Below are 22,095 nucleotides of genomic sequence, written 5' to 3'. Positions count from 1 at the left end.
GGCCGGTTAGGCTGGCGTCACCAGGTTCTTTGTTGCCCACGGGGTCACCGAAAGTCGATGCCGAACAGCCGATGCTGAACATCTTCGCCCGCGCGTCGGTCTCGCGCGTCACCGACCCGGTCGGCTCCTGGCTGTTGCGCCGCGGGCTGACCCCCAACGCGATCACCGTCTTCGGCACCGCCGGGACGGTGCTCTCCGCACTGTGGTTCTTCCCCCGCGGCCAGCTGCTGGTGGGCACCCTGGTGGTCACCGTGTTCACCCTGTTCGACCTCATCGACGGCGCGATGGCCCGCGCCCAGGGCAACGGCACCCGCTTCGGCGCGGTCCTGGACGCCAGCTGCGACCGGATCGCCGACGGCGCCCTGTTCGCCGCCATCGCCTGGTGGGCCTTTGTCGAGGCGCACGACCGAGCCCTTGGCGCGGCGGCACTGTTGTGCCTGGTCACCGCGCAGGTCATCTCCTACGTCAAAGCCCGCGCCGAAGCCACCGGGCTCTCCGCCGACGGCGGCCTGGTCGAACGCGCCGAACGACTCATCCTCGCCCTGGTCGGCACCGGCCTCACCGGCCTGGACGTGCCCTACGCCCTGGACATCGCGCTGTGGTCCCTGGCCGCGCTGTCCCTGCTCACCGTCGGCCAGCGGCTGCACGCGGTGTACCGCAGCGCCAAGGCGACGCCGTGACCGCTGCCCGCGACCGGGCACTGGACACCGGTTACGCGGCGGCCTGGCGACTCACCCGCGCCTTGCCCGACCCCCTCACCCGGCACCTGTTCGCCACCTTCGCCCAGTGCGCCGCCCACCTCGGCCCCGGCCACCGGCTGCGCGCCAACCTGGCCCGGATCGTGCCCCCCGACCGCCTGGACGCCACCGTCCGGGCCGGCCTGCGCTCCTACGGCCGCTACTGGGCCGAGACCTTCCGCCTGCCGGCCCAGGACCTGACCGCGATCCGCCGCCGGATCGCCACCACCGGCGTCGACCACCTCGACGCCGCCCTGGCCACCGGCCGCGGCGTGGTCCTGGCCATGCCGCACAGCGGGAACTGGGACATCGCCGGGGTGTGGCTGACCGGGCACGCCGGCCGGTTCACCACCGTCGCCGAACGCCTGCGCCCCGAATCGCTGTACCGCCGCTTCACCGCCTACCGCGAATCCCTCGGCTTCGAGATCCTGCCACTCACCGGCGGCGCCCCACCCGGACGACTGCTCCTGGAACGCCTGCGCGCCAACCGGATCGTCTGCCTGCTGGCCGACCGGGTGCTCACCGGCGCGGGCGTGCCGGTCACCTTCTTCGGCGCACCGGCCAGGCTGCCCGGCGGACCCGCGCGGCTGGCCGCGCTCACCGGCGCCGCCCTGCTGCCCGCCGCCACCTGGTTCACCCGGCACGGCTGGGGCCTGCGCTTCCACCCCGCGCTGCCGGTCACCGGCGTCGCCGAAACCACCCAGCGACTGGCCCAGGTCTTCGCCGCCGACCTGGCCCGGCACCCCGCCGACTGGCACATGCTGCACCCGGTGTGGACCGGCCGGCGGTGAGGATCGGCCTGGTCTGCCCGTACTCCTTCGACGTGCCCGGCGGCGTGCAGACCCACGTCCTCGAGCTGGCCCGCGAACTCCGCCACCGCGGCCACCGGGTCGCCGTGCTCGCCCCCGCCCGGCACGCCGACCTGCCCGACTACGTCACCCCCGCGGGCGGCGCGCTCGGCATCCCCTACAACGGCTCCATCGCCCGCCTCGCCTTCGGACCCCGCGCCCTGCACCGGGTCCGCCGCTGGCTGCGCACCCACCGCCCCGACCTGCTGCACTTGCATGAACCCGCCGCCCCCAGCCTGTCCCTGCTCGCCCTCACCCAGGCCGAGTGCCCCGTGGTGGCCACCTTCCACACCAGCTCCCCGGCCGCCGGAAACCCGCTGCTGCGGCCACTGCTGCGCCGCATCACCACCCGCATCGCCGTCTCCGCCACCGCCCGCAGCACCCCCGGCATGATCGAGATCCCCAACGGCGTCGACACCACCCGCTTCGCCAGGGCCACCCCGCTGCCGCTGCCACCCGGCGCGCTCGGCTTCCTCGGCCGCTACGACGAACCCCGCAAGGGCCTGCCCGTCCTCCTGGCCGCGGCCCGCCACCTGCTGCCCACCCACCCGGACCTGAACCTGGTCATCGCGGGCACCGGCAACCCCGCCGCCCTGCACCGCGCCGCCGGACCGGCCCTGTCCGCCCGGATCACCCTCCTGGGCCAGATCGACGACCCGACCAAAGCCCGCCTGTTGCGTGGCCTGGACCTCTACTGCGCGCCCAACCTCGGCGGCGAGAGCTTCGGCATGGTCCTCACCGAGGCCATGGCCGCCGGCGCCCCCGTGCTCGCCAGCGACCTGGCCGCCTTCACCGAGGTGCTCGGCGGCGCGGGCGAGACCTTCCCGGTCGGCGATTCCGTTGCCCTGGCAGGGAAAATCGCCATGCTGCTGGCCGATCCGGGACAGCGGGCGCGACTGTCGGCGGCCGGGCGGATCCGCGCCCGGCGGTACGACTGGACCGAGGTGGCCGGACAACTCGAAGCGGTCTACCGGTCCGCGCTGGCCGGTCCCGACCGCGCATGCCCGGCCGCCACGATCAGCCAGTGCGCGCCTTCGCGACCGAACACCACCGTGCCCAGCCACTGACCGCGGTGCACGAGCCACGGCTCCAGGTCCGGATCGATCGCGAACTGCCGGACCATCGTCCGCCCGCGTGCCCCATGGGTTCGACGCTACCGGCGGCAGCGCCGAACCAGGCCAGGCGGTCTCACAGTTTCGCGGCGATGGCCTCCGGCAGCGGGTCGTAGCGGACGAAGCGGCGGGTGAAGGTCGCGGTGCCCGAGGTCAGCGACCGCAGATCAATGGCGTAGCGCAACAACTCCACGCACGGCACCTCCGCGCGCACCAGCGTCCGCCCCGCCCCGGCCGCCTCGGTGCCCAGCACCCGGCCGCGGCGCCCGGACAGATCGCCCAGCACGGTGCCCAGGTGGTCATCGGGCAGCAGCACCGCGACCTCGTCCAGTGGCTCCAGCAACGCGATCCCGGCCGCGGCCGCCGCCTCCTTCATCGCCAGCGAGGCCGCGGTCTGGAACGCCGCGTCGGAGGAGTCCACGCTGTGCGCCTTGCCGTCGACCAGGCTCACCCGCAGGTCCACCACCGGATACCCGGACTGCAAACCCCTGGCCATCTGCGCGCGCACCCCCTTCTCCACACTCGGGATGAACTGGTGCGGCACCGATCCGCCGACCACCTTGTCCACGAACTCCAGCCCTGACCCGCGCGGCAGCGGCTCGATCACCAGGTCGCACACCGCGTACTGGCCGTGTCCGCCGGACTGCTTCACATGCCGCCCGTGTCCCTTGCCCGCCTTGGCGAAGGTCTCCCGCAGCGGCACCCGCACCTCCTCGGTGTCCACCTCCGCGCCACCGGCCCGCAGCCGTTGCAGCACCACGTCGGCGTGCGCCTCGCCCATGCACCACAGCACCAGCTGATGGGTTTCGGCGTTGCGTTCCAGGCGCAGCGTCGGATCGCTCGCGGCGAGCTTGGCCAGGTTGCGCGCCAGGGTGTCCTCATCGCTGCGGGTGCGGGCCAGCACCGCCACCGGCAGCAGCGGCTCCGGCATGTCCCACGGGCGCACCAGCAGCGGATCCTCCGGCGCGGACACGGTGTCCCCGGTCTCGGCCGAGGTGAGCTTGGTCAGCGCGCACAGGTCCCCGGCCACGCAGTAGGGCACCTCGCGCAGGGTCGCGCCCAGCGGGGAGTAGACGTGTGCGACGCGTTCGTCGTTGTCGTGGTCCTCGTGCCCGCGGTCGGCCATGCCGTGCCCGGAGATGTGCACCGGCCGCTCCGGCCGCAACGTCCCGGAGAACACCCGGACCAGGGAGACCCGGCCGACGTAGGAGTCCACCGCGGTGCGCACCACCTCGGCCACCAGTGGCCCGTCCGGGTCGGCCGCCAGCCGGGGGCGCGGGATGCCGTCGGTGCCGGTCACCTCGGGTGGGTCGTGCTCGGCGGGGGAGGGGAAGGCCCTGGTCAGCATCTCCAGCAACTCCGGCACGCCGAGGCCGGTGGTGGCGCAGACCGGGATCACCGGGTGGAAACAGCCGCGGGCCACCGCGGTCTCCAGATCGGCGATCAGCACCCCCTGGTCCAGGTCCTCGCCCTCCAGATAGCGCTCCATCAGGGACTCGTCCTCGCTTTCGGCGATGATCCCCTCGATCAGCGTGTCCCTGGCCGCCGCGAACTCCTCGGCCATCTCCGCCGGAGGCGTGCCGGTGATCAACCCGACCAGCCCGGACAGCTCGCCGCCTGCCCGCAGCGGCAGGTACAGCGGCAGCACGCCCTCGCCGAAGGCTTCCCGGCAGGCGGCGATCTCCGCGTCGATGTCGGCGCGCTGGTGGTCACAGCGGGCGATGACCACCGCGCGCGGCATGCCCACCGCGGCGCACTCCTGCCACAGCGCCACCGTGGCCGCGTCCACGCCCTCGGCCGCGCACACCACGAACAGCGCGGCGTCGGCGGCGCGTAACCCGGCGCGCAGCTCACCGACGAAATCCGCGTACCCGGGAGTGTCGATCAGGTTGACCTTGACCTCGCGGTGCAGGAACGGGGCCACCGACAGCCCGACCGAACGCTGCTGCCGCACCGCCGCCGGATCGTGGTCGCACACCGTGGTCCCCTCGGTGACCGAGCCGGTGCGGTTGATCACCCCCGCCGCCGCCAGCAACGCCTCGGTGAGCGTGGTCTTCCCGGAACCCGACGGTCCGACCAGCACGACGTTGCGCACCTTGGTGGGGTCGGCTACAGCGACCTGGCCGCCGGCATGGCCGTTGTCCGTGTGCTTGGTGCCCATGGGACTTCCACCTCCCGAACGGCCGGCCTGATCCGACCGCGCGTTGGATGTGTCCGATCTCACACCCGATGCCCCGGTGGCGTCCACCCCAGGGCGCGCGCACCATCCGGGAGTACTAATTGCGGTGATGAGTGAGCTGCTGACCCCGCTGCCCCGTCCGCGCACCTCCCGGCCCAGCCGCGGCGGTGTCCGGGCCACCGGCGCGCACCTGCTCGACTGGGACTGGGCGCGCTACCGCCTGGAGGACGCCCGCAACTACTGGATCGCCACCGCGAGCGCGGGCAGGCGACCGCACACCCGGCCGGTGTGGGGGGTGTGGCTGCCAGCGGGTTTCTGCTTTGTCACGGGGTCGGCCGCGGTGCGCAACCTGGCGGTGAGCCGGGAGATCAGCGTGCACCTGGAAAGCGGCGACGAGGTGGTCATCGTGGAGGGCGAGGCCGCCCTGGTCACCGCCCAGCTGGACCTGCTGCGCCTGGCCGAGGCCCTGCGTGAGAAGTACCGGTGGACCCTGCATCTGGCCGACGGACGGCTGGCGGGCGAGGGCGGTCAGGGCGGCCCGGCCTACCTGGTGCGGCCGCGGGTGGTCTTCGGCTGGGCACGGGACGGGGAGAGCATGACCCGCTGGCGGTTCGGCGCAGGCTGAGCCACCGTCCGGGGGAGTGGCGTGACGCGGGTAACTGGCCTGCTCAAATCGCGCGGAATTGGCCACTTTGAGGGGCCGCGCGCGGACGTAGCATGTGGTTCCCAGTCATCCACCGGAGTGGGTTTTCCCACTTCAGAGCACAGTTGGGCAGGACACCAGTGACCTCCAGTGACATCCAGGCCGTCGGCACCGCGCGGGTCAAGCGCGGCATGGCCGAGATGCTCAAGGGCGGCGTGATCATGGACGTGGTCACCCCGGAGCAGGCCAAGATCGCCGAGGACGCCGGCGCCGTCGCGGTGATGGCCCTGGAGCGGGTCCCCGCCGACATCCGGGTCCAGGGCGGCGTCGCCCGGATGAGTGACCCGGACATGATCGACGGCATCATCGCCGCCGTGTCCATCCCGGTCATGGCCAAGGCCCGCATCGGCCACTTCGCCGAGGCCCAGGTGCTGCAGTCGCTCGGCGTGGACTACATCGACGAGTCCGAGGTGCTGACCCCCGCCGACGAGGCCCACCACATCGACAAGTGGGGCTACACCGTCCCGTTCGTCTGCGGCGCCACCAACCTGGGCGAGGCCCTGCGCCGCATCAGCGAGGGCGCGGCCATGATCCGCTCCAAGGGCGAGGCCGGCACCGGCAACGTGGTCGAGGCGACCCGGCACATGCGCCAGATCCGCGCCGACATCAAGCGGCTGACCCTGCTGGACGAGCCCGAACTCTTCGTCGCGGCCAAGGAACTGCGCGCCCCGTACGAGCTGGTCAAGGAAATCGCCCAGCTCGGCAAACTCCCCGTGGTCCTGTTCACCGCGGGCGGCATCGCCACCCCCGCCGACGCCGCCATGATGATGCAGCTCGGCGCCGAAGGCGTCTTCGTCGGCTCCGGCATCTTCAAGTCCGGCGACCCGGCCAAGCGCGCCGAAGCCATCGTCAAGGCCACCACCTTCCACGACGACCCCGACGTCATCGCCAAGGTCTCCCGCGGCCTGGGCGAAGCCATGGTCGGCATCAACATCTCCGACCTCCCCGACTCCCAACGCCTCGCCACCCGAGGCTGGTAACCCCGCACAACAACGGCCAACACTCAACCCCCACCGAGTGTTGGCCGTTGTCGTACGCCGAGTTGGCCGTTATGGACGCCGAGTTGGCCGTTGTTGTACGCCACGTTGGCCGTTGTGGGACGCCGTAGGTCGCTGCGGTCGGGCGAAGCCCGGGACAGGCAGCGGGGGTGGCTTTTCAAACTTTCCCCGAGCGGTTCCCCATCCCCGTCAGCCTGGAGAGGACACACCACATCCCGGGCAGCGGCCCCGCAACACAATCCGCCGCCCGGCCAACCCAACGCGACCGGGCCGCTGCCCGGGATGTGTGGTTTGGTATCGGAGGGCTGACGGGGATGGGGAACCGCACACGAGCACTGCTCTTTGCCCTTGACTTTGTTCTTCCCCCCATCCTTTGATTCCTGCCCGTCCGGCGAGGACGATCTTGATCTTCGCTCTTGACTGTCAACCCGAAGATCAAGAAAGGATGGCCTCGCCGGCCGGGCAGACCACCGGAGGGGTGGGGCAGATCAAACCCCGGGACGAGCAGGTTGCGGGGCGGGGTCTGGGCTGCCGACTCGAGACCCAGCGTGGCTCCGAGGGCTCGCGTGTTCTCCGTACGGCCTTCCGCCAGCCAACCACACCCCGATGAGCGGCCCCCGTCACGTTGGGTTGGCCGGGCGGCGGATTGTGTTGCAGGGGCCGCTCATCGGGGTGTGGTCTGCATGCTCCAGGCCGTACGGAGAACACGCGAGAGCCCTCGTCGTGGGGGTTTCACCCCTCCGCCCCGGCCTGCGGCCGTCCCACAACGGCCAACGTGGCGTACGAGTTGGGCCAACTCGCCGTCCATAACGGCCAACTCGGCGTACGACAACGGCCAACACTCGGGATGAACTGCCTCAGATGTGTTCCATTACCAGTACGAACGACGTTCCTGCGGCCAAAGCCTCATACACGTGTGGCGCGTCCCCGGGGAAAGCCGCGTAATCCCCGGCCGCCAACTCCACCGAACTCTCCGCGGGCCCGCACCGCAATCGTCCGCTGCTCACCACCGCGTGCTCGATCGACCCCGGGATATGCGGATCAGCGAACCGGGTCTGCCCCGGCTCCATCGTGATCACGTAAATATCCCGCCGCGCCCCGGGCGGACAAGCCGACAACAACGTCCCCACGAATGCCGCCTGCTCCGAGGCGACCCCCGGCCCCTCGCCGGCCCGGATCACCCGCACCTGCGCCACCGGTGGCTCCACCAGCCGCGAGAACGGCACCCCCAGTGCCACCCCCAGCGCCCACAGCGTCTCCACGCTCGGATTCCCGCTCGCCGACTCCAGCTGCGACAGCGTGGACTTGGCGATGCCTGCCCGTTTGGCCAACTCGGTCAGGGTGAGGCCGGTGCGGTCCCGTTCGCGGCGCAGGTTGGCCGCGATGGTGCGCAGGGGTGCGCCGCCGGGGCGGGCGTCGGTCATCGTGTTCGCTCCAGCGGTCCTTGTATTCGCGTTGACGAACGCACCTTAGTGTGTTCAGTATAGGCGTCGATGCGTTCGATATGGCGAACACTTGACTCCGCGCTCATCCGTGACGTGAGTGCCGCCGCCCTGACCGGCGGCATGATGGGTATGTCCTTCGGGGCGGTCGCGGTGACCTCCGGGCTGTCCGTGTGGCTGGCCGTGGCGATGTCCGTGCTGGTCTTCGCCGGTGGCGCCCAGTTCACCGCGGTCGGGGTGGCCGCGGCTGGCGCCGGTCCGCTGGCCACCGTGCTGGCCGGGTTGCTGGTCAACGCGCGGCTGCTGCCCTTCGGGCTGGCCGTGGGCGGGGTGTTCGGCCGCCGCTGGTACAGCAGACTCCTGGGCAGCTACCTGATGATCGACCAGTCAGTGGCCTTCGCGCTGGCGCAGAAGGATCCCGAACGGGCCCGCGCGGTGTACTGGGCATCCAGCATCGCCGCGTTCGTCACCTGGAACTCCGGCACGCTCATCGGCGCCCTGATCGGCTCGGCCGTGGGCGACCCCAAGGACTTCGGCCTGGACGCGGTGTTCCCGGCAGGCATGTTCGCGCTGATCCTGCCGCAGCTGGCGGACAAGACCCCGCGCCGGGTGGCGATCCTGGGCGGGGTGATCGCGGTGGCCACCGCACCTCTGCTGCCGCCCGGACTGCCGGTGCTGCTGGGCCTGCTCGGCCTGGCCGCCGCCCTGCCCGTGCCGAACTGGAAGAAGAAGGCCGCATGACGCTCACGACGATCCTGGTACTCGCGGGCGGGACCTACGCCTTGCGCGCCGCCGGGCCGTTCCTGCGGGACCGCCTGGAGATCTCGGAGAAACTGCAACGCGGGCTGGCCCTGGCCGCGATCGCGTTGCTGTCCGCGCTGGTGCTCACCCAGGCCGTGCTGGACGGGCAGGTCTTCAGCGGCTGGGCCCGACCAGCGGGTGTGCTGGTCGGGGCCCTGGCCGCGTGGCGGAAGCTGCCGTTCGCGGTGGTGGTGCTGCTCGCCGCGGGCACCGCCGCCGGACTCCGGCTGGCCGGAATCCCTTAGCGTTTCGCGATTTTCTCGGTCAGCTTGGTGCCCTGCTGGCCGGTGACCACGCACACCGCGGTGCGGTCACCGGTCCGCCAGGAAGAAGCCGTCGGGTAGAAGTAGTACAGCTCCAGCTTCTCCAGGGTGGCCGGCGGCAGCATGCCTTCCAGGCGCTCGCTGCACTCGGTCTCCACGTCGCTGGTCACCTTCGCCTCACCCGGGTACTCGGGCGCGGCCGGCATCGGGAAGCGGTCCATGACCTCGGCCTCGTGCGGCTTGTCGCAGGGCTGGGCGGTCACCGAGGTGATCGCCTTGCCCTCCTTAACCCCGTCGAAGCAGTCGCCCACGTTCAGCTTGAACACGCTCAGCCGACCGGAGTCCACGACCTGACCGGCCTCATTGCGGGTGGCCTGGGTGTTGATCGCGACCGCGATCAGCGTCGCCCACAGGGCGAGCCAGACCCCGGCGACCACGATCCCGGCGATGGCCATGCCCTTGCCCCGGTCGGCCCGCTGCTTGATCTGGTTGAGCGAGACCAGCCCGAAGATCACCGCCAGCACGTTGGTGATGATGCCCGGGATGATGCCCAGCACCAGCGCCGCGATGGCGAACCCGTTGGTGTTGCCGGGAACCGGCGCCTGACCGTACGACTGGTGCGGCTGTGGGTAGCCGGCTGGCGCCTCTGGCGGAGGCGGCGGCGCCGACGGGTAGAACTGCGCCGGACTGGGCTGCTGCGCCGGCTGATCCGGCTGGCCCGGCTGCTCCGGCTTCGGCTGGTCTGTCACGGAGCGAACTTTCCACTACCCGCGACAGTCTAGGCAAACCGGCTCCGCTCAGCCGGGTTCCGCGCTCAGCCCACCAGGAACGGCACCGAGCCCACGAAGAGCAACGGGATCAGGAAGAACAACAGGAACAGCCCGACCCAGACGCAGCCCACGACCAGCCCGGCCAGTGCCATGCCGCGGCCCTGTTCGCCGGACTGCTTGATCTGGTTGAGCGCCACCGCGCCGAAGATGATGCCCAGCACCGGCAGGATGAAGAACGGGATGATCCCGCAGACCAGCGCGGCCACCGACATCCCGTTGGTCTTCTGCTGCGGGTACGCCTGCGGATAGCCCTGCTGGTAACCGCCCGGGTAGCCCTGCTGCTGGTAACCGGGGTAGGACGCCTTCTGGTAGCCGCCGGAGTCCTGGTAGCTCATCGGCGCCGGGTACTGCGGCTGCACCTGGTACTGCGCGTCCGGCGCGACCGGGTACTGGACCTCGGGCGTCACCGGGTACTGCACCTCCGGAGCCACCGGGTACTGCGGCTCGGGCGCGACCGGGTACTGCGTCGCGGGGTAGTGGGGCTCCGCCGTGGCCGGGGAGTACGGGGCTGGGTCCTGCGACGGTGGCTGGACCGGATCCTGTGGTGCTGACACGGCGAGCACGGTAGCCGGTACCCGCCCCGCCCACGCGCGAAACGCCCGCACGTCACCCCAGCAGGGCCCCCTCCGCGGGCGGCACCGCCCGCTTGCGGATGTGCTCGAAGACCAGGTGCGTCTGCAACTGGGCGACCTCCTTGCGGGTGGTGAAGGAGTCCAGCACCAGTCGTTGCAGGTGCGCGGTGTCGGCCACCGCCACGTGCACCAGGAAATCGTCCGGACCGGCCACATGGGACAGGGCCAGGGTCTCCGGCAGGGCCAGCGCGAAGTCGATGAAGGGCTGCACGATCGCCCTGGTGTGCGGGCGCACCCGCACCGCGATCATCGCCTGCACCGGCCTGCCCAGCTCGGCCAGGTCCACCTCGGCCCGGTACCCGGTGAGCACCCCGCGCTCGCGTAGCGCCCGGTGCCGGACCAGGCAGGTCGAGGGCGCCAGGTTCACCTTCGCGGCCAGGTCCTTGTTGGGCAGCCGAGCGTCGTTCTGCAACTCCTGCACGATGGCCGCGTCCACCGCATCCAGCACGGACCTCACCTCACTTCGCCGAACAGGATTCGCAATCTACTCAGAGACGCCGACGATTGCTTCACGATTCCGGCCATGCGCAGCATCCACACGCGGGCCGTGCACGCCGGCCGGGACGAGTTGACCGCCCTCGGCGTGCACGCCCTGCCGATCGACCTGTCCACCACCTACCCGCTCACCGACGCAGGCTCCGGCGAAGCGGCCCTGCTGGAACTGGCCGAGGGCGCGCCGACGGCAGGCTCGCCGGTGTACGGGCGGCTGATCAACCCGACCGTGTCCCGGTTCGAGCGCGCGCTGGCGGAGCTAGAAGGCCTGCCGGACGCGGTCGCCTTCGGCAGCGGCATGGCCGCCCTGGTCGCCACCGTGCAGGCCGCCTGCCTGATCACCGGCCGCAAGCACGTGGTCGCGCTGCGCCCGCTCTACGGCGGCACCGACCACCTGCTGACCAGCGGGATCCTCGGCGTGCAGGTCACCTTCGCCGACGCCGCCGGAGTGGCCGCGGCGATCCGGCCGGACACCGGCCTGGTGATCGCGGAGACCCCGGCCAACCCGACCCTGGACCTGGTGGACCTGGACGCCCTGGTAGCCGCGGCCGGGAGCGTGCCAGTGCTGGTGGACAACACCTTCGCCACCCCGGTGCTGCAGAACCCGGCCGCGCACGGCGCCACCTACGTGCTGCACTCGGCCACCAAGTACCTCGGCGGCCACGGCGACGCCATGGGCGGCATCGTGGCCGCCCCCGCCGAGCAGGCCGCGGCGATCCGGAGTCTGCGCATCGCCACCGGCGCGCTGCTGCACCCGATGTCGGCCTACCTGCTGCACCGCGGCCTGGCCACGCTGCCGCTGCGGGTGGAGGCGGCCCAGCGCACCGCGGCCGAACTCGCCGCCAGGCTCAGCGTTCACCCGGCAGTGGCGAAGGTCCATTATCCGGGACTGGCCGGTTCCGATCCGCACCGGGTCCTCGGCCGTCAGCTGCGCGGACCCGGCGCGGTGCTCTCCTTCGAGACATTCGAAGAATCGGATGCCATGCTGGCCAAACTCCGCCTTTTCACCCATGCGGTGAGCCTCGGTTCGGTCGATTCCCTGGTGGAGCGACCGGCCGCGCTCACCCACCGCCTAGTACCCGACACGGACCGCCTGGCCTGCGGAATCAGCCCCAGACTGGTGCGCGTCTCAGTGGGCCTGGAGGACGTCGAGGACCTGTGGAGCGATCTTGATGCCGCACTTGAGGTTCTCATAAGAATCAACGTGATTCCCATTACGTCCTAGCGAACGCTATAGCTTTGTGCACACTCGATGGCGATATCGTCCCCGCTTCAGAGGGCAACGGGGCCCGTTACGTGATTCCACAGTGTGGGCCCCGGATATCTGTAATCGAGGATAGAGAGGGGCGCCGCGTGGCTTCCGCGCCGGAGCTCGACACCAAACCGGGCCAGCCTGACGACGACGGATACGTCAAGACGTTGTCCAACCGCCAGGTCCAGATGATCGCGATCGGCGGCGCCATCGGCGTCGGCCTGTTCCTGGGCGCGGGCGGCAGGCTCGCCACGTCCGGTCCAGGACTGGTCCTGGCCTACGCGGCCTGCGGCATCGCCGCGTTCTTCGTGATGCGCGCGCTGGGGGAGCTGGTCATGCACCGGCCCACCGCGGGCAGCTTCGTGGAGTACGCCCGCGAGTTCGTGGGCCCGTGGGCCGGCTTCACCAGCGGCTGGATGTACTGGGTCAACTGGGCCATGACCGGCATCGCGGAGATCACCGCGGTGGCCATCTACGTGCACCGCTGGCTGCCCGACGTGCCGCAGTGGATCACCGCGCTGGTCGCGCTGGCCGTGCTGCTGCTGGTCAACCTGCTGTCGGTGAAGCTGTTCGGCGAACTGGAGTTCTGGTTCTCCGTCATCAAGGTGCTGGCGATCATCGTCTTCCTGTTCACCGGCCTCGCGCTGGTGCTGACCTCGGCCGATGTCGGCGGGACGACCGCGTCCGTGTCCAACCTGACCGCGCACGAGGGCTTCCTGCCCAACGGCGTGGGCGTGGTGCTGATGAGCCTGCAGGCGGTCATCTTCGCCTACTCCGCGATCGAGCTGGTCGGCATCGCCGCCGGTGAGACCAAGGACCCGCGCAAGGTGCTGCCCAAGGCGATCAACGGCGTGGTGTGGCGGATCGGCATCTTCTACATCGGCTCGGTGCTGCTGCTGGCCATGGTGCTGCCGTGGACGCTGTACTCCGGCGCGGAGAGCCCGTTCGTCACCGTGTTCACCCGGCTGGGCATCCCCGGCGCGGGCGATGTGATGAACGCGGTCGTGCTGACCGCGGCGCTGTCCTCGTGCAACTCGGGGCTGTACTCCACCGGCCGCATCCTGCGCTCGCTGGCGCAGAAGGGCGAGGCGCCCAAGTTCACCGGCAAGATGTCCGCCCGGCACGTGCCCTACGGCGGCATCCTGTTCACCGCGATCGTCTACCTCTTCGGCGTGGTGCTGAACTACCTGGTGCCCAAGGAGGCCTTCGACATCGCCATCGCGGTGGCCAGCCTCGGCGTGATCACCACCTGGATCACCCTGCTGTACTGCCAGATCCGGTTGCGCCGCAAGGCCGACAAGGGCGAGCTGCCGCGCAGCGAGTTCCGGATGCCGGGCGCGCCGTACACCAGCTGGCTCAGCATCGGCTTCCTGGTGCTGGTGCTGGTCCTGATGGCCTTCACCGAGGGCGCCGAGCGGATCGCGTTCTACTCGATGCCGATCATCGCGCTGGTGCTGTTCGTGGGCTGGAAGCTGGTCAGCCGCCGCAACCAGGCGGTCGCCGCCGCGGCGGGCAAGGCCAAGGAGAGCACCCCCGTTCGGGAGCCGATCGCGGGCGAATAAGCTGGTCGGACCAGCAAGCAACGGTTCCAGCAGTTCAGGAGTGAGCGGTGTCGGCAGCCCAGCCCGTGGTCGGAGTGCTCGCCCTGCAGGGTGACGTGCGAGAGCACCTGGTGGCGCTCGCCGAATGCGATGTGCTGGCCCGCCCGGTCCGCCGGGCCGAGGAGCTGGCCCAGGTGCACGGGCTGGTCATCCCCGGTGGCGAGTCCACCACGATGAGCCGCCTGCTCATCAACTTCGAGCTGCTGGAACCGTTGCGTCTGCGGTTGAAGGAGGGCCTGCCGGCCTTCGGCTCCTGTGCTGGCATGATCATGCTCGCCAGCACGGTGCTCGACGGACGTCCGGACCAGCACCAGCTCGGCGCCGTGGACATGGTGGTCCGGCGCAACGCCTTCGGCCGCCAGGTCGACTCCTTCGAGGCCGACCTCGACGTCACCGGCATCGAGGGCGACCCGGTGCGCGCGGTGTTCATCCGGGCGCCGTGGGTGGAATCGGTCGGCGACGAGGTGGAAGTGCTCGCCACCGTGCCGGAGGTCCCGGACTCCGGGGCGGCCGCCGGTAGGATCGTCGCCGTTCGACAGGGACGCGTGCTGGCAACCGCGTTCCACCCTGAACTGACCGGCGACGGGCGGGTGCACCGCCTGTTCGCGGACACCGTGCGCGCGGCCTGAGAAGCTGACGGGGAACGCGTCAACGGTGACGAGAGCGACGGAGGAGAGATGAGCGGCCACTCCAAGTGGGCCACCACCAAGCACAAGAAGGCCGCCCTCGACGCCAAGCGCGGCAAGCTGTTCGCGAAGCTGATCAAGAACATCGAGGTCGCCGCGCGGACCGGTGGGGGCGACCCCGAAGGCAACCCGACCCTCTTCGACGCCATCCAGAAGGCGAAGAAGAACTCGGTGCCCTCGGACAACATCGAGCGCGCCCGCAAGCGCGGCGGCGGTGAAGAGGCCGGCGGCGCCGACTGGCAGACCATCATGTACGAGGGCTACGGCCCCAACGGCGTGGCGGTCCTGGTCGAATGCCTCACCGACAACCGCAACCGGGCCGCCAGCGAGGTCCGGGTGGCCATGACCCGCAACCACGGCAACATGGCCGACCCAGGCTCGGTGGCCTACCTGTTCACCCGCAAGGGCGTCATCCTCGTGCCCAAGAACGACATGAGCGAGGACGACGTGCTCATGGCCGTGCTCGACGCGGGCGCCGAAGAGGTCAACGACCTGGGGGACAGCTTCGAGATCGTCTCCGAGGCTGGCGACATGGTCGCGGTCCGCACCGCGCTGCAGGGCGCGGGCATCGACTACGACTCCGCCGACGCCAACTTCCTGCCCGCCATCAGCGTCTCCCTGGACGCCGACGGCGCGCGGAAGGTCTTCCGGCTGATCGACGCCCTGGAAGACTGCGACGACGTGCAGAACGTGTTCGCGAACTTCGACGTGAGCGACGACGTGATGGCCGAGGTCGACGCGTAGGCGGCCGTTCCGGCTGAGTTCTCCGCGATGCCGCGCCGTCCCGCACCAGCGGGGCGGCGCGGCATTCGCTTGTGTCCACAGCTCGCACAAGTACCTGGAGCCCGTAGCGCAGTCCGGCGGCGGGAGCTGAAAAATTGGTCTGAACGGCCTAGTCCACCCCCGCTCATCCGGCCTCCGCCGAACGGCAGAATGACCCCATGCCGCCCCTGGAAACCGCCGACGACCAGCTCCGCCGCGAACTCCTCGCCTCCGCCGAGCAACACGGCGCGGCCGTCGTGCACGTCCCGGAGGAAGAAGGCGCCGCCAACTTCGCCCTCTCCGTCGGCTGCTGGCGCCGCTTCGGCGCCCCCGAGGCGGTCGTCATCGGCCTGCCCGAGGAAGCGGCCACGCACGTCATCGGCGCCTACGTGGACCGCATCTCCCGCGGCGAGCGCTTCCCGCTGGGCAAGGTGTACCAGGACTTCCTGCCCGGCTGCCTGGTCACCTTCGAGAAGGTCAACCTCGGCTACTACCCGGAGTTCCTCGGCTTCGTCTTCCTCTTCCACCCCCAGGGCAACTTCCCGGCGATGCAGATCATCGTCACCACGCCCGAGGGCCACTGGCCGTGGCAGGACAACGCCCCCGCCGGCTTCTTCGAGTGGCAGCCGGTGCTGACCGAGTCCGGATACCCCGAAAGTTGGACATCCGGCCCCGAAGGCCCCTGACTGTCGGTGGCTCGTGCGAACATATGTTCGAACAAGCCAACCGGAGGGACTTCAGGCATGTGCGACAGGTGCAACGGCGCCACCGCGGAAGACGTCCGCCGCGACCTGCTGAAACACGTCGCCGAACACGACTACGCCACGGTCGCCGTGGCCGCCGATCAGGACCCGCTCACCGGCCTGCGCATCCCCGGCAGCCACCACACCGTCGGCCTGTGGGCCCTGCGCCACACCCCCGAGGTCATCATCCTGGGCGCCCCCGACCAGCACGCCCGCGACCTGGTCCGCCGCTACGCCGAGCGCGCCGCCGCGGGCGAACGCTTCGCCCCCGGCTACCGCTACGACGGCTTCATCGACGGCTACCAGGTCACCTTCGAACGCGTGGCCGAGGAGCACTACCCCGACTGGCTGGCCTCAGCCCGCGCCCTCTACCCCGGCAACGATTTCCCCGCCCTGCAACTGCTCTGGCCCACCCACGACCACGCCTGGCCCTGGCAAGGCGGCTGCTACCGCTTCCACCGTGCCCAGCCAGTCCTCACCGCCAGCGGCACCCCCGAAAGCTGGCTCCCCGGAGTGAACGGCCCATGACGAACCCCGCCCCCCACATCGCCGCCCTGCACCCCGCCCACGCGGGCGAACTCCTCACCCTCCAACGCGCCGCCTTCCTCCCCGAAGCCCAGCGCTACCGAGAACCCTTCCTCCCCCCACTCCTGGACACCCTGGAAGACCTCCAGACCGCGATCGCCAACCCCGCCATCCCTGCCCTCGGCGCCTGGCAGGCCCACCGCCTGGTCGGCGCGGTCCGCGGCCTGGTCGAAGGCCCCCGCATGGAACTGGCCCGCCTGGTGGTGGCCCCGGACTGCCAGGGCCAAGGCCTGGGCGGAGCCCTGCTCAACGCCCTGGAAAAAGCCGCCCCACCCCAGGTCACCACCCTCTGGCTGGCCACCGGAACCGACAGCACGGAAGCCCTGACCCTGTACAAACGCCACGGCTACACCCAGGTCTCCGAACACCCGGACACAGCAGGCGTCCTGCTCACAATCCTGGAAAAACCCCGCCCCGCGCCTACCGGTTCCCCAGCACCCGGCTGACCGCGATCTCCAGCACCACCCGAGCCGGATTCTCCTTCGGCTGCCGATACCGCCGCGCGTACCGCGCCACCGCATCCGCCACCGACTCAGCGTCCTCCCGCAACAAGGCCCGCCCTTCCAGGGTCGACCAGTGCGCCCCCTCGAACTGACACACCGCCACCGCCAGCCCCGCGGCCCCCGCCCCCGCCACCAACCGAGCCTTCACCGAATGCCGAAAAGTGATCACCCGAGCGATCCCACTCGCGAAGTCCACGGTCACCCCCACCGGCACCACATGCGGCCGCCCATCCGGCCGCACCGAACTCAACGACGCCAACCGCCGCTCAGTCCAAAACTCCGCGAACCCCACCCCACGCCCCAGCAAATCAACACCCACCCCCAAACCCTATGCCGCCCACCCCGGGCGCCCCGCCCTACCCACAGCCCGGCCTCGGCTCAGCAGACCTTGCCTTCCGTGGAGTCCTTGCGGCACCGCAGCAACGCGGTCGCGGCCGCCACCCCGGCCTCGGTGGCCCGGCGCGGTTCCGCCGGGGCCTCGATCATGCTGGCCACCGCCGCGGCGAAGAACACGTCGCCGGCGCCGGTGGTGTCCACCGCGTCGACCGCGGTGGTGCCGACCGCTCCCGAACTGCCGTTGTGCCAGAACTGGGCGCCGGCCGAACCCTGGGTTTCCGCACGCAGGGCCTCGGCCCTGGTGCGGTCTCGTAACGTCCTCGGTGCCACCGCTCGTTCCAGGAAAAGGCGTTCCCGGGTGGAGAAGGTCAGCACTGAGGCGGTGGAGAGGAGTCGGTGGACCAGGCCGCCGGGGTAGGCGTCGGGGTCGTCTTTGACTGTCCAGGCCAGGTGCTGGTCGGGGCGGAGCAGGTCCAGGATCTCCACGGTGACGGGGCGGGGGCCGACCAGCAGGCAGACCCAGTCGCTGTCGGCGATGACGGCGCGCTGGGTCTCGGTCAGGGACTGGGGGACTGGCTCGCCGGGGTCGTAGACGGTGACGACCTGTTCGTCGGGGGCGTAGAACAGGTAGTTCGACGGGGTGCGGTCGCCGCTCTGGTCCACCCCGGACACGTCGACGCCCCAGGAGGCGAGGCGGTCGGTGTAGGCCGCGCCGAAGGCGTCCTGGCCGACCCAGGTGACCGCGCGGATGTCGTGTCCGGCCTCGGTGAGGCCCTCGGCGGCGTAGGTGATGCCGCCCAGATGAGGCCAGGGGTGGGACAGGCGGCGGCGGACCAGGGTGGTGCCGGTCGCCGCCAGGAACGGGCCGGTTTCCATGGCGTGGTCGACACTGGCGTAGCCGATCACCGCTACTCGCGGCACGTGGTCTCCCGGCGGGCTCCGTGACGGTGGACGTTTCAACGTAGCGTGCCGCCGTTTCCGGGGTTCACCGATTCCCCAGGACTTCGCGATTCTCGATCCGCTCTTGCCCGAAGCGACTGGTCAGGCTTCCCCTTGCCGCGGGTAATCCTGCCGGAGGAGGGGCGGACAGCCGGGGCGGATCGCGGTCAGGGCCGCGCCACCCGGGCCAGGAAGTACGGCGCCCCGCTTTCCTGGTGCCGCACCAGGAACAGGAACGGCCGGTCGACCCGCACCTCCAGGGGCGGCTCGGGGTCCAGTTCCAGGGAGACCGCGCCGAACATCATCGCGGTGACCGCCGCCCCTTCCAGGCCCTGTTCGTCCACGTCCAGCACCGCCTGGTGCAGGGCCGCGGTGACCGCCACCCGCTCCGGGGTCAACCCGCCCAGGTCCGCGTGCTCGCCGAAGACCGTGCGCACGCCCAGTTCGCCGAGCGGATCGGCCAGTTCCAGCCGCGAGGCCACCGTGAACCGCGGCAGGAACAGCTCCACCTCCCGGTACACCCCGGAGCCTGCCAGCGCGTCCAGGAGTTCCGCGTCCAGCCTCGCCGCGTCCAGGTCGCCGTCGGGCAGCAGCACCACGGCCTCGGTGCCGCCGTCGGCGGGCAGCACGACCGACTGCCAGCCGCCCAGCGCCCGGTGCCGCAGCTTGCCGCCGCGGCTCATCGTCGGCACCGGCACCGTGCCGCCCGGCGCGTGGAACGGCAGCGCGGCCGTCTGGTCGGCGTCCCGGAACGGCGTGAGCCAGCCGACCTTGAGGTAGAGCGCGTTCACCAGCGCCACCAGGGTCTCCGGCGTGATCGCCCCGGCGGGCACCGCCTCGGTGATCAGCCCGTGGGTGGTCTCGGCGACGTCGGCGTTGATCACCCCGCGGGCCACCTCCGGCGCCGCCCGCAACGCCAGTTCCCGGACCCGCGCCCCCGGCCACTCGTCCAGTCGCGCCAGGAAGTCCTCCTGCACCCCGACCCCGTCGTCCACCCACAGCGTGCTGGTCACCGCGACCGTCCCGGCCCACAGTTCAGCCGCCCCCGCGACCCGCTTGAGCAGCTCCGCGGGCTCCCCGATCAGCTCGACGATCTCCGCCCGCGATCGCCCCCTGGCCGCCTCGGCGACCAGGCCCAGCGCGGTCGCGACGGAGTAGGGCGACCAGCAGGCGTTGGTGTCGGCGGGACCGGTGAGCGCCCGATGCAGGGCCAGCGTGAACTCGTGCACAACGCCACGCTAGCCCTGCCCGTGCGCCCCGGCAGCCGATCGGTTACGGCAGCCGGATGGACAGGGCGTGGTGGAAGATGTCGCGCGGATCCCACTTCGCCTTGACCTGCTGCAACCTCGGGTAGTTGCCCTTGTAGAACAACTCGTGCCAGGGCACGCCGGAGGTGTTCCAGGCGGGGTCGGCCATGTCGATGTCGGGGTAGTTGATGTAGCAGCCGTCGTTGGCGGCGTTGGGGACCGGGACGCCGCCGGTGTCGGCGTAGAGGTCGCGGAACAACTCGCGCACGCGGCGGATCTCCAGGGCTTCCTCGGCGGGGTCGGGCCAGTAGGTGATGAAGGTGGCCTTGAGGATGGAGTCGCGTTGCGGCATGGCGGTGGCCTCCGGCGCGACCGTGTTCACCTTGCCGCCGAAGGACAACAGCCACAGCATCGGCGGCGGGTTGGTGCCCTCGGGGGCCTTGGCCTTGGTGAGGTGCCGGTAGGCGATCTTGGCCTGCTCGTCGGTGTAGCGCTTGCGCAGGTAGGCCGATTTCTGCTTGTACCGCCCCGATTCCTGGTTGGTGCCCGAGGACAGCGCGCTGGTCAGCCAGGTCCGGCGTTCGGGCGGGAGCACGTGCACGCCCTTGTCCACACCCGCGGTGACCGCGGCGAAATAGTCCGCCAGGAGCTTGTCCGCGTTCGGCACGGTGGCGTCGAGCTGGCCGGTGATGATGAAACCGCCCTGGTGCGCGCCCTCGGTCGGGCAGGGCACCAGGAAGGCCGACCACAGCGAGGCGTACGGCGAGTCCGCGCCCTTGTGCCGCTCCATGAACTCGCCGTAGTTGCGCATCAGCCGGACGAACCGGGTCTCGTCGATCTCGGCCCAGCCGCACAGCGCGACCCCGGCCAGCACCGCCGCGGCCGGCTTCGGCAGCAACTTCGTCGGATCGGTGCCCTTGGCCTTGGGGTCGCGCATCCAGTACCGGGTGACCACGCCGAAGTTGCCGCCGCCGCCACCGGTGTGCGCCCACCACAGGTCCCGGTTGGGGTCGTGCGGTTCCCTGGTGGCGACCACGGCGCGGGCGGTGCCGTCCTTGTCCACGACCACCACCTCCACCGCGTACAGGTAGTCCACCATCACGCCGAGCTTGCGGGACTGCGGGCCGTAGCCGCCGCCCTGGATGTGCCCGCCGACGCCGACCTCGCCGCATTCCCCGCCGGGCACGGTCACGCCCCAGCCCAGGTACAGCGTCTTGTACACCTCGCGCAGGGTGGCGCCTGCCTCGATGGCGAAGGCGTTGCGGCGCGGGTCGAAGTAGACGTCGTGGAACTGGGACAGGTCGATGATCACCTGCGCGCCGTCGCCGACGAAGTCCTCACAGGAGTGGCCGCCGCCGCGCACGGTGATCCGCTTGCCCGCGCGCACCGCCTCCTGCACCGCGCGCACCACCTGCTCGGTCGAGCCGACCAGCTGGAAGGCCTCCGGACTCGGGCGGAACCGGACGTTGATCCCCTTGATCCGCAGGTCCTCATACCTCGGGTCGCCCGGTCGCACCGTCACCGGGCCCAGCGGCGGATGACCACCACTGGCCTCGGCCGCGGGCGCCGCCGCGGCCACGCCGCCGGTGGCCGCCAGACCGCCGACCGCGGCGGCTCCGGCCAGGAAGCCACGTCTGCTGACATCATTCATCTCAAGAACCCCCAAGAGTTCCAATGCGATCGCATTGCAACGTCGACGGTACCCAGTCGCCGGGTGACTGTCCACGAATTCGCGTGTCACCCGCCCGGGGAAACGGCTCGCCCTCTAGGGTTCGAACGAGTGTTCGCCAGTTGATCGGGAGTTGGTCTGCGTGCGCGTGCTGGGAGTGGACCCCGGCCTGACCCGCTGCGGCATCGCCGTGGTCGACGGCGGCACCGGCCGCAGCGTGCGGGCCATCGCCGTGGACGTCATCCGCACCCCGGTCGACGCGCCCCTGGCGGTGCGGCTGATGCAGATCGCCGACGCCGCCGAACTCTGGCTGGAGCGCTACCGCCCGGATGTCATCGCGGTGGAACGGGTCTTCAGCCAGCACAACGTGCGCACCGCCATGGGCACCGCGCAGGCGGGCGGGGTGATCGCGCTGTGCGCCGCCCGCCGCGACCTGCCCGTCGCCTTCCACACCCCCAGCGAGATGAAAGCCGCGCTGACTGGCTCCGGCCGGGCGGACAAGGCCCAGGTCACCGCCATGGTCACCAAGGTCCTCGGCCTGTCCGAGGCGCCGAAACCGGCCGACGCCGCCGACGCGCTCGGCCTGGCCATCTGTCACATCTGGCGCGCGCCCATGCAGTCCCGGCTGGCCGAGGCCCAGGCCAGGGCCGCCCAGCTCGCCCAGGCGCACAAGGCCCGGCTCGCCGCCGCGGCCAGGACGGCGGCCAAGCCCGCCCGGACAAGGAACAAGTGATC

The 22,095-nt window shown here is 70.9% G+C and carries 24 protein-coding genes; 15 read left to right on the top strand and 9 right to left on the bottom strand.

The features are described 5' to 3' along the window. Positions 1-71: 71 nt before the first annotated feature. The 3 genes from pgsA to ACTOWY_RS01320 are packed head-to-tail and all read left to right on the top strand — an operon-like array spanning position 72 to position 2,652. Positions 72-680 carry a phosphatidylinositol phosphate synthase gene (gene pgsA, locus ACTOWY_RS01330; RefSeq protein ID WP_247757598.1) on the top strand — a complete coding sequence of 203 codons (609 nt, stop codon included), beginning with the start codon at positions 72-74 and terminating at the stop codon, positions 678-680. After that, entirely contained in the window at positions 677-1,528 is an 852-nt protein-coding gene (locus tag ACTOWY_RS01325; protein ID WP_441307750.1) for a phosphatidylinositol mannoside acyltransferase, read from the top strand. Before pgsA ends, ACTOWY_RS01325 begins: the two co-directional genes overlap by 4 nt. Next, the gene (locus tag ACTOWY_RS01320; RefSeq protein WP_441307749.1) at positions 1,525-2,652 is read left to right on the top strand and encodes a glycosyltransferase family 4 protein; all 1,128 of its coding nucleotides are present in this window, start codon (positions 1,525-1,527) and stop codon (positions 2,650-2,652) included. Before ACTOWY_RS01325 ends, ACTOWY_RS01320 begins: the two co-directional genes overlap by 4 nt. Positions 2,653-2,773: 121 nt before the next feature. Here the strand turns inward: ACTOWY_RS01320 and ACTOWY_RS01315 are convergent, their stop codons facing one another. Then, positions 2,774-4,858 (bottom strand): elongation factor G-like protein EF-G2, encoded by a 2,085-nt coding sequence (locus tag ACTOWY_RS01315; protein WP_441307748.1) that lies wholly within the window; start codon positions 4,856-4,858, stop codon positions 2,774-2,776. Between the two features lie 127 nt (positions 4,859-4,985). Here ACTOWY_RS01315 and ACTOWY_RS01310 point away from each other — a divergent pair, with 127 nt between their 5' ends. Next, positions 4,986-5,501, top strand: a complete 516-nt coding sequence (locus ACTOWY_RS01310) for a pyridoxamine 5'-phosphate oxidase family protein (protein ID WP_247757595.1) — start codon at positions 4,986-4,988, stop codon at positions 5,499-5,501. A gap of 158 nt (positions 5,502-5,659) precedes the next feature. Further along, positions 5,660-6,559: a pyridoxal 5'-phosphate synthase lyase subunit PdxS gene (gene pdxS, locus ACTOWY_RS01305; RefSeq protein WP_441307747.1), complete on the top strand. Its 900-nt coding sequence runs from the start codon at positions 5,660-5,662 to the stop codon at positions 6,557-6,559. Positions 6,560-7,434: 875 nt separating this feature from the next. Here pdxS and ACTOWY_RS01300 read toward each other — a convergent pair. Further along, positions 7,435-8,001 carry a helix-turn-helix domain-containing protein gene (locus ACTOWY_RS01300; protein ID WP_441307746.1) on the bottom strand — a complete coding sequence of 189 codons (567 nt, stop codon included), beginning with the start codon at positions 7,999-8,001 and terminating at the stop codon, positions 7,435-7,437. Between the two features lie 114 nt (positions 8,002-8,115). Between ACTOWY_RS01300 and ACTOWY_RS01295 the strand changes: the two genes are divergently transcribed. Together ACTOWY_RS01295 and ACTOWY_RS01290 are read left to right on the top strand one after the other, a co-directional pair. Continuing rightward, positions 8,116-8,760, top strand: coding sequence for an AzlC family ABC transporter permease (locus ACTOWY_RS01295; protein WP_441307745.1), 645 nt, complete (start codon positions 8,116-8,118; stop codon positions 8,758-8,760). Beyond that, on the top strand, positions 8,757-9,065 hold the full coding sequence (locus tag ACTOWY_RS01290) for an AzlD domain-containing protein (protein ID WP_247757592.1): 309 nt from the start codon (positions 8,757-8,759) through the stop codon (positions 9,063-9,065). The genes ACTOWY_RS01295 and ACTOWY_RS01290 overlap by 4 nt, the downstream gene beginning before the upstream one ends. Here the strand turns inward: ACTOWY_RS01290 and ACTOWY_RS01285 are convergent. The 3 genes from ACTOWY_RS01285 to ACTOWY_RS01275 all read right to left on the bottom strand — a co-directional run bounded on the left by ACTOWY_RS01285 (position 9,062) and on the right by ACTOWY_RS01275 (position 10,990). Continuing rightward, positions 9,062-9,832 carry a DUF4190 domain-containing protein gene (locus ACTOWY_RS01285; RefSeq protein ID WP_441307744.1) on the bottom strand — a complete coding sequence of 257 codons (771 nt, stop codon included), beginning with the start codon at positions 9,830-9,832 and terminating at the stop codon, positions 9,062-9,064. The two genes, ACTOWY_RS01290 and ACTOWY_RS01285, sit on opposite strands and share 4 nt — an antisense overlap. A 65-nt stretch (positions 9,833-9,897) precedes the next feature. Further along, positions 9,898-10,467, bottom strand: a complete 570-nt coding sequence (locus ACTOWY_RS01280) for a DUF4190 domain-containing protein (protein ID WP_441307743.1) — start codon at positions 10,465-10,467, stop codon at positions 9,898-9,900. Between the two features lie 52 nt (positions 10,468-10,519). Beyond that, positions 10,520-10,990 (bottom strand): Lrp/AsnC family transcriptional regulator, encoded by a 471-nt coding sequence (locus ACTOWY_RS01275; RefSeq protein WP_441307959.1) that lies wholly within the window; start codon positions 10,988-10,990, stop codon positions 10,520-10,522. A gap of 78 nt (positions 10,991-11,068) precedes the next feature. Between ACTOWY_RS01275 and ACTOWY_RS01270 the strand changes: the two genes are divergently transcribed. The 7 genes from ACTOWY_RS01270 to ACTOWY_RS01240 all read left to right on the top strand — a co-directional run bounded on the left by ACTOWY_RS01270 (position 11,069) and on the right by ACTOWY_RS01240 (position 17,112). Continuing rightward, on the top strand, positions 11,069-12,262 hold the full coding sequence (locus ACTOWY_RS01270) for a trans-sulfuration enzyme family protein (RefSeq protein WP_441307742.1): 1,194 nt from the start codon (positions 11,069-11,071) through the stop codon (positions 12,260-12,262). A gap of 215 nt (positions 12,263-12,477) precedes the next feature. Beyond that, positions 12,478-13,851 (top strand): amino acid permease, encoded by a 1,374-nt coding sequence (locus tag ACTOWY_RS01265; RefSeq protein ID WP_247758263.1) that lies wholly within the window; start codon positions 12,478-12,480, stop codon positions 13,849-13,851. A 47-nt stretch (positions 13,852-13,898) separates the two neighbouring features. Then, the gene (pdxT, locus tag ACTOWY_RS01260) at positions 13,899-14,519 is read left to right on the top strand and encodes a pyridoxal 5'-phosphate synthase glutaminase subunit PdxT (RefSeq protein ID WP_441307741.1); all 621 of its coding nucleotides are present in this window, start codon (positions 13,899-13,901) and stop codon (positions 14,517-14,519) included. 48 nt (positions 14,520-14,567) lie between these two features. Continuing rightward, positions 14,568-15,320, top strand: a complete 753-nt coding sequence (locus ACTOWY_RS01255) for a YebC/PmpR family DNA-binding transcriptional regulator (RefSeq protein WP_441307740.1) — start codon at positions 14,568-14,570, stop codon at positions 15,318-15,320. A 197-nt stretch (positions 15,321-15,517) separates the two neighbouring features. Beyond that, on the top strand, positions 15,518-16,024 hold the full coding sequence (locus tag ACTOWY_RS01250) for a DUF4262 domain-containing protein (RefSeq protein ID WP_441307739.1): 507 nt from the start codon (positions 15,518-15,520) through the stop codon (positions 16,022-16,024). 57 nt (positions 16,025-16,081) lie between these two features. Next, on the top strand, positions 16,082-16,609 hold the full coding sequence (locus ACTOWY_RS01245) for a DUF4262 domain-containing protein (protein ID WP_441307738.1): 528 nt from the start codon (positions 16,082-16,084) through the stop codon (positions 16,607-16,609). Beyond that, positions 16,606-17,112, top strand: a complete 507-nt coding sequence (locus ACTOWY_RS01240) for a GNAT family N-acetyltransferase (RefSeq protein WP_441307737.1) — start codon at positions 16,606-16,608, stop codon at positions 17,110-17,112. Before ACTOWY_RS01245 ends, ACTOWY_RS01240 begins: the two co-directional genes overlap by 4 nt. On the opposite strand, the gene ACTOWY_RS01235 is transcribed toward ACTOWY_RS01240, so the two are convergent. The 4 genes from ACTOWY_RS01235 to ACTOWY_RS01220 all read right to left on the bottom strand — a co-directional run bounded on the left by ACTOWY_RS01235 (position 17,087) and on the right by ACTOWY_RS01220 (position 21,342). After that, complete coding sequence (locus ACTOWY_RS01235; protein ID WP_441307736.1) at positions 17,087-17,488, bottom strand: pyridoxamine 5'-phosphate oxidase family protein; 402 nt, start codon at positions 17,486-17,488, stop codon at positions 17,087-17,089. The genes ACTOWY_RS01240 and ACTOWY_RS01235 overlap by 26 nt on opposite strands. A 59-nt stretch (positions 17,489-17,547) precedes the next feature. Further along, the gene (locus tag ACTOWY_RS01230) at positions 17,548-18,426 is read right to left on the bottom strand and encodes a carbohydrate kinase family protein (protein ID WP_441307735.1); all 879 of its coding nucleotides are present in this window, start codon (positions 18,424-18,426) and stop codon (positions 17,548-17,550) included. Between the two features lie 185 nt (positions 18,427-18,611). Then, complete coding sequence (locus ACTOWY_RS01225; protein WP_441307734.1) at positions 18,612-19,673, bottom strand: serpin family protein; 1,062 nt, start codon at positions 19,671-19,673, stop codon at positions 18,612-18,614. 43 nt (positions 19,674-19,716) lie between these two features. After that, on the bottom strand, positions 19,717-21,342 hold the full coding sequence (locus tag ACTOWY_RS01220) for an FAD-binding oxidoreductase (protein WP_441307733.1): 1,626 nt from the start codon (positions 21,340-21,342) through the stop codon (positions 19,717-19,719). 160 nt (positions 21,343-21,502) lie between these two features. Between ACTOWY_RS01220 and ruvC the strand changes: the two genes are divergently transcribed. Then, the gene (gene ruvC / locus ACTOWY_RS01215) at positions 21,503-22,093 is read left to right on the top strand and encodes a crossover junction endodeoxyribonuclease RuvC (protein ID WP_441307732.1); all 591 of its coding nucleotides are present in this window, start codon (positions 21,503-21,505) and stop codon (positions 22,091-22,093) included. The last annotated feature ends 2 nt before the right edge of the window (positions 22,094-22,095 follow it).

It is taken from the genome of Crossiella sp. CA198, assembly GCF_052078295.1.
Taxonomy (GTDB): domain Bacteria; phylum Actinomycetota; class Actinomycetes; order Mycobacteriales; family Pseudonocardiaceae; genus Crossiella.
Note: the sequence above shows the minus strand (reverse complement) of the source record. Positions and strands in the feature narration are given on the sequence as shown.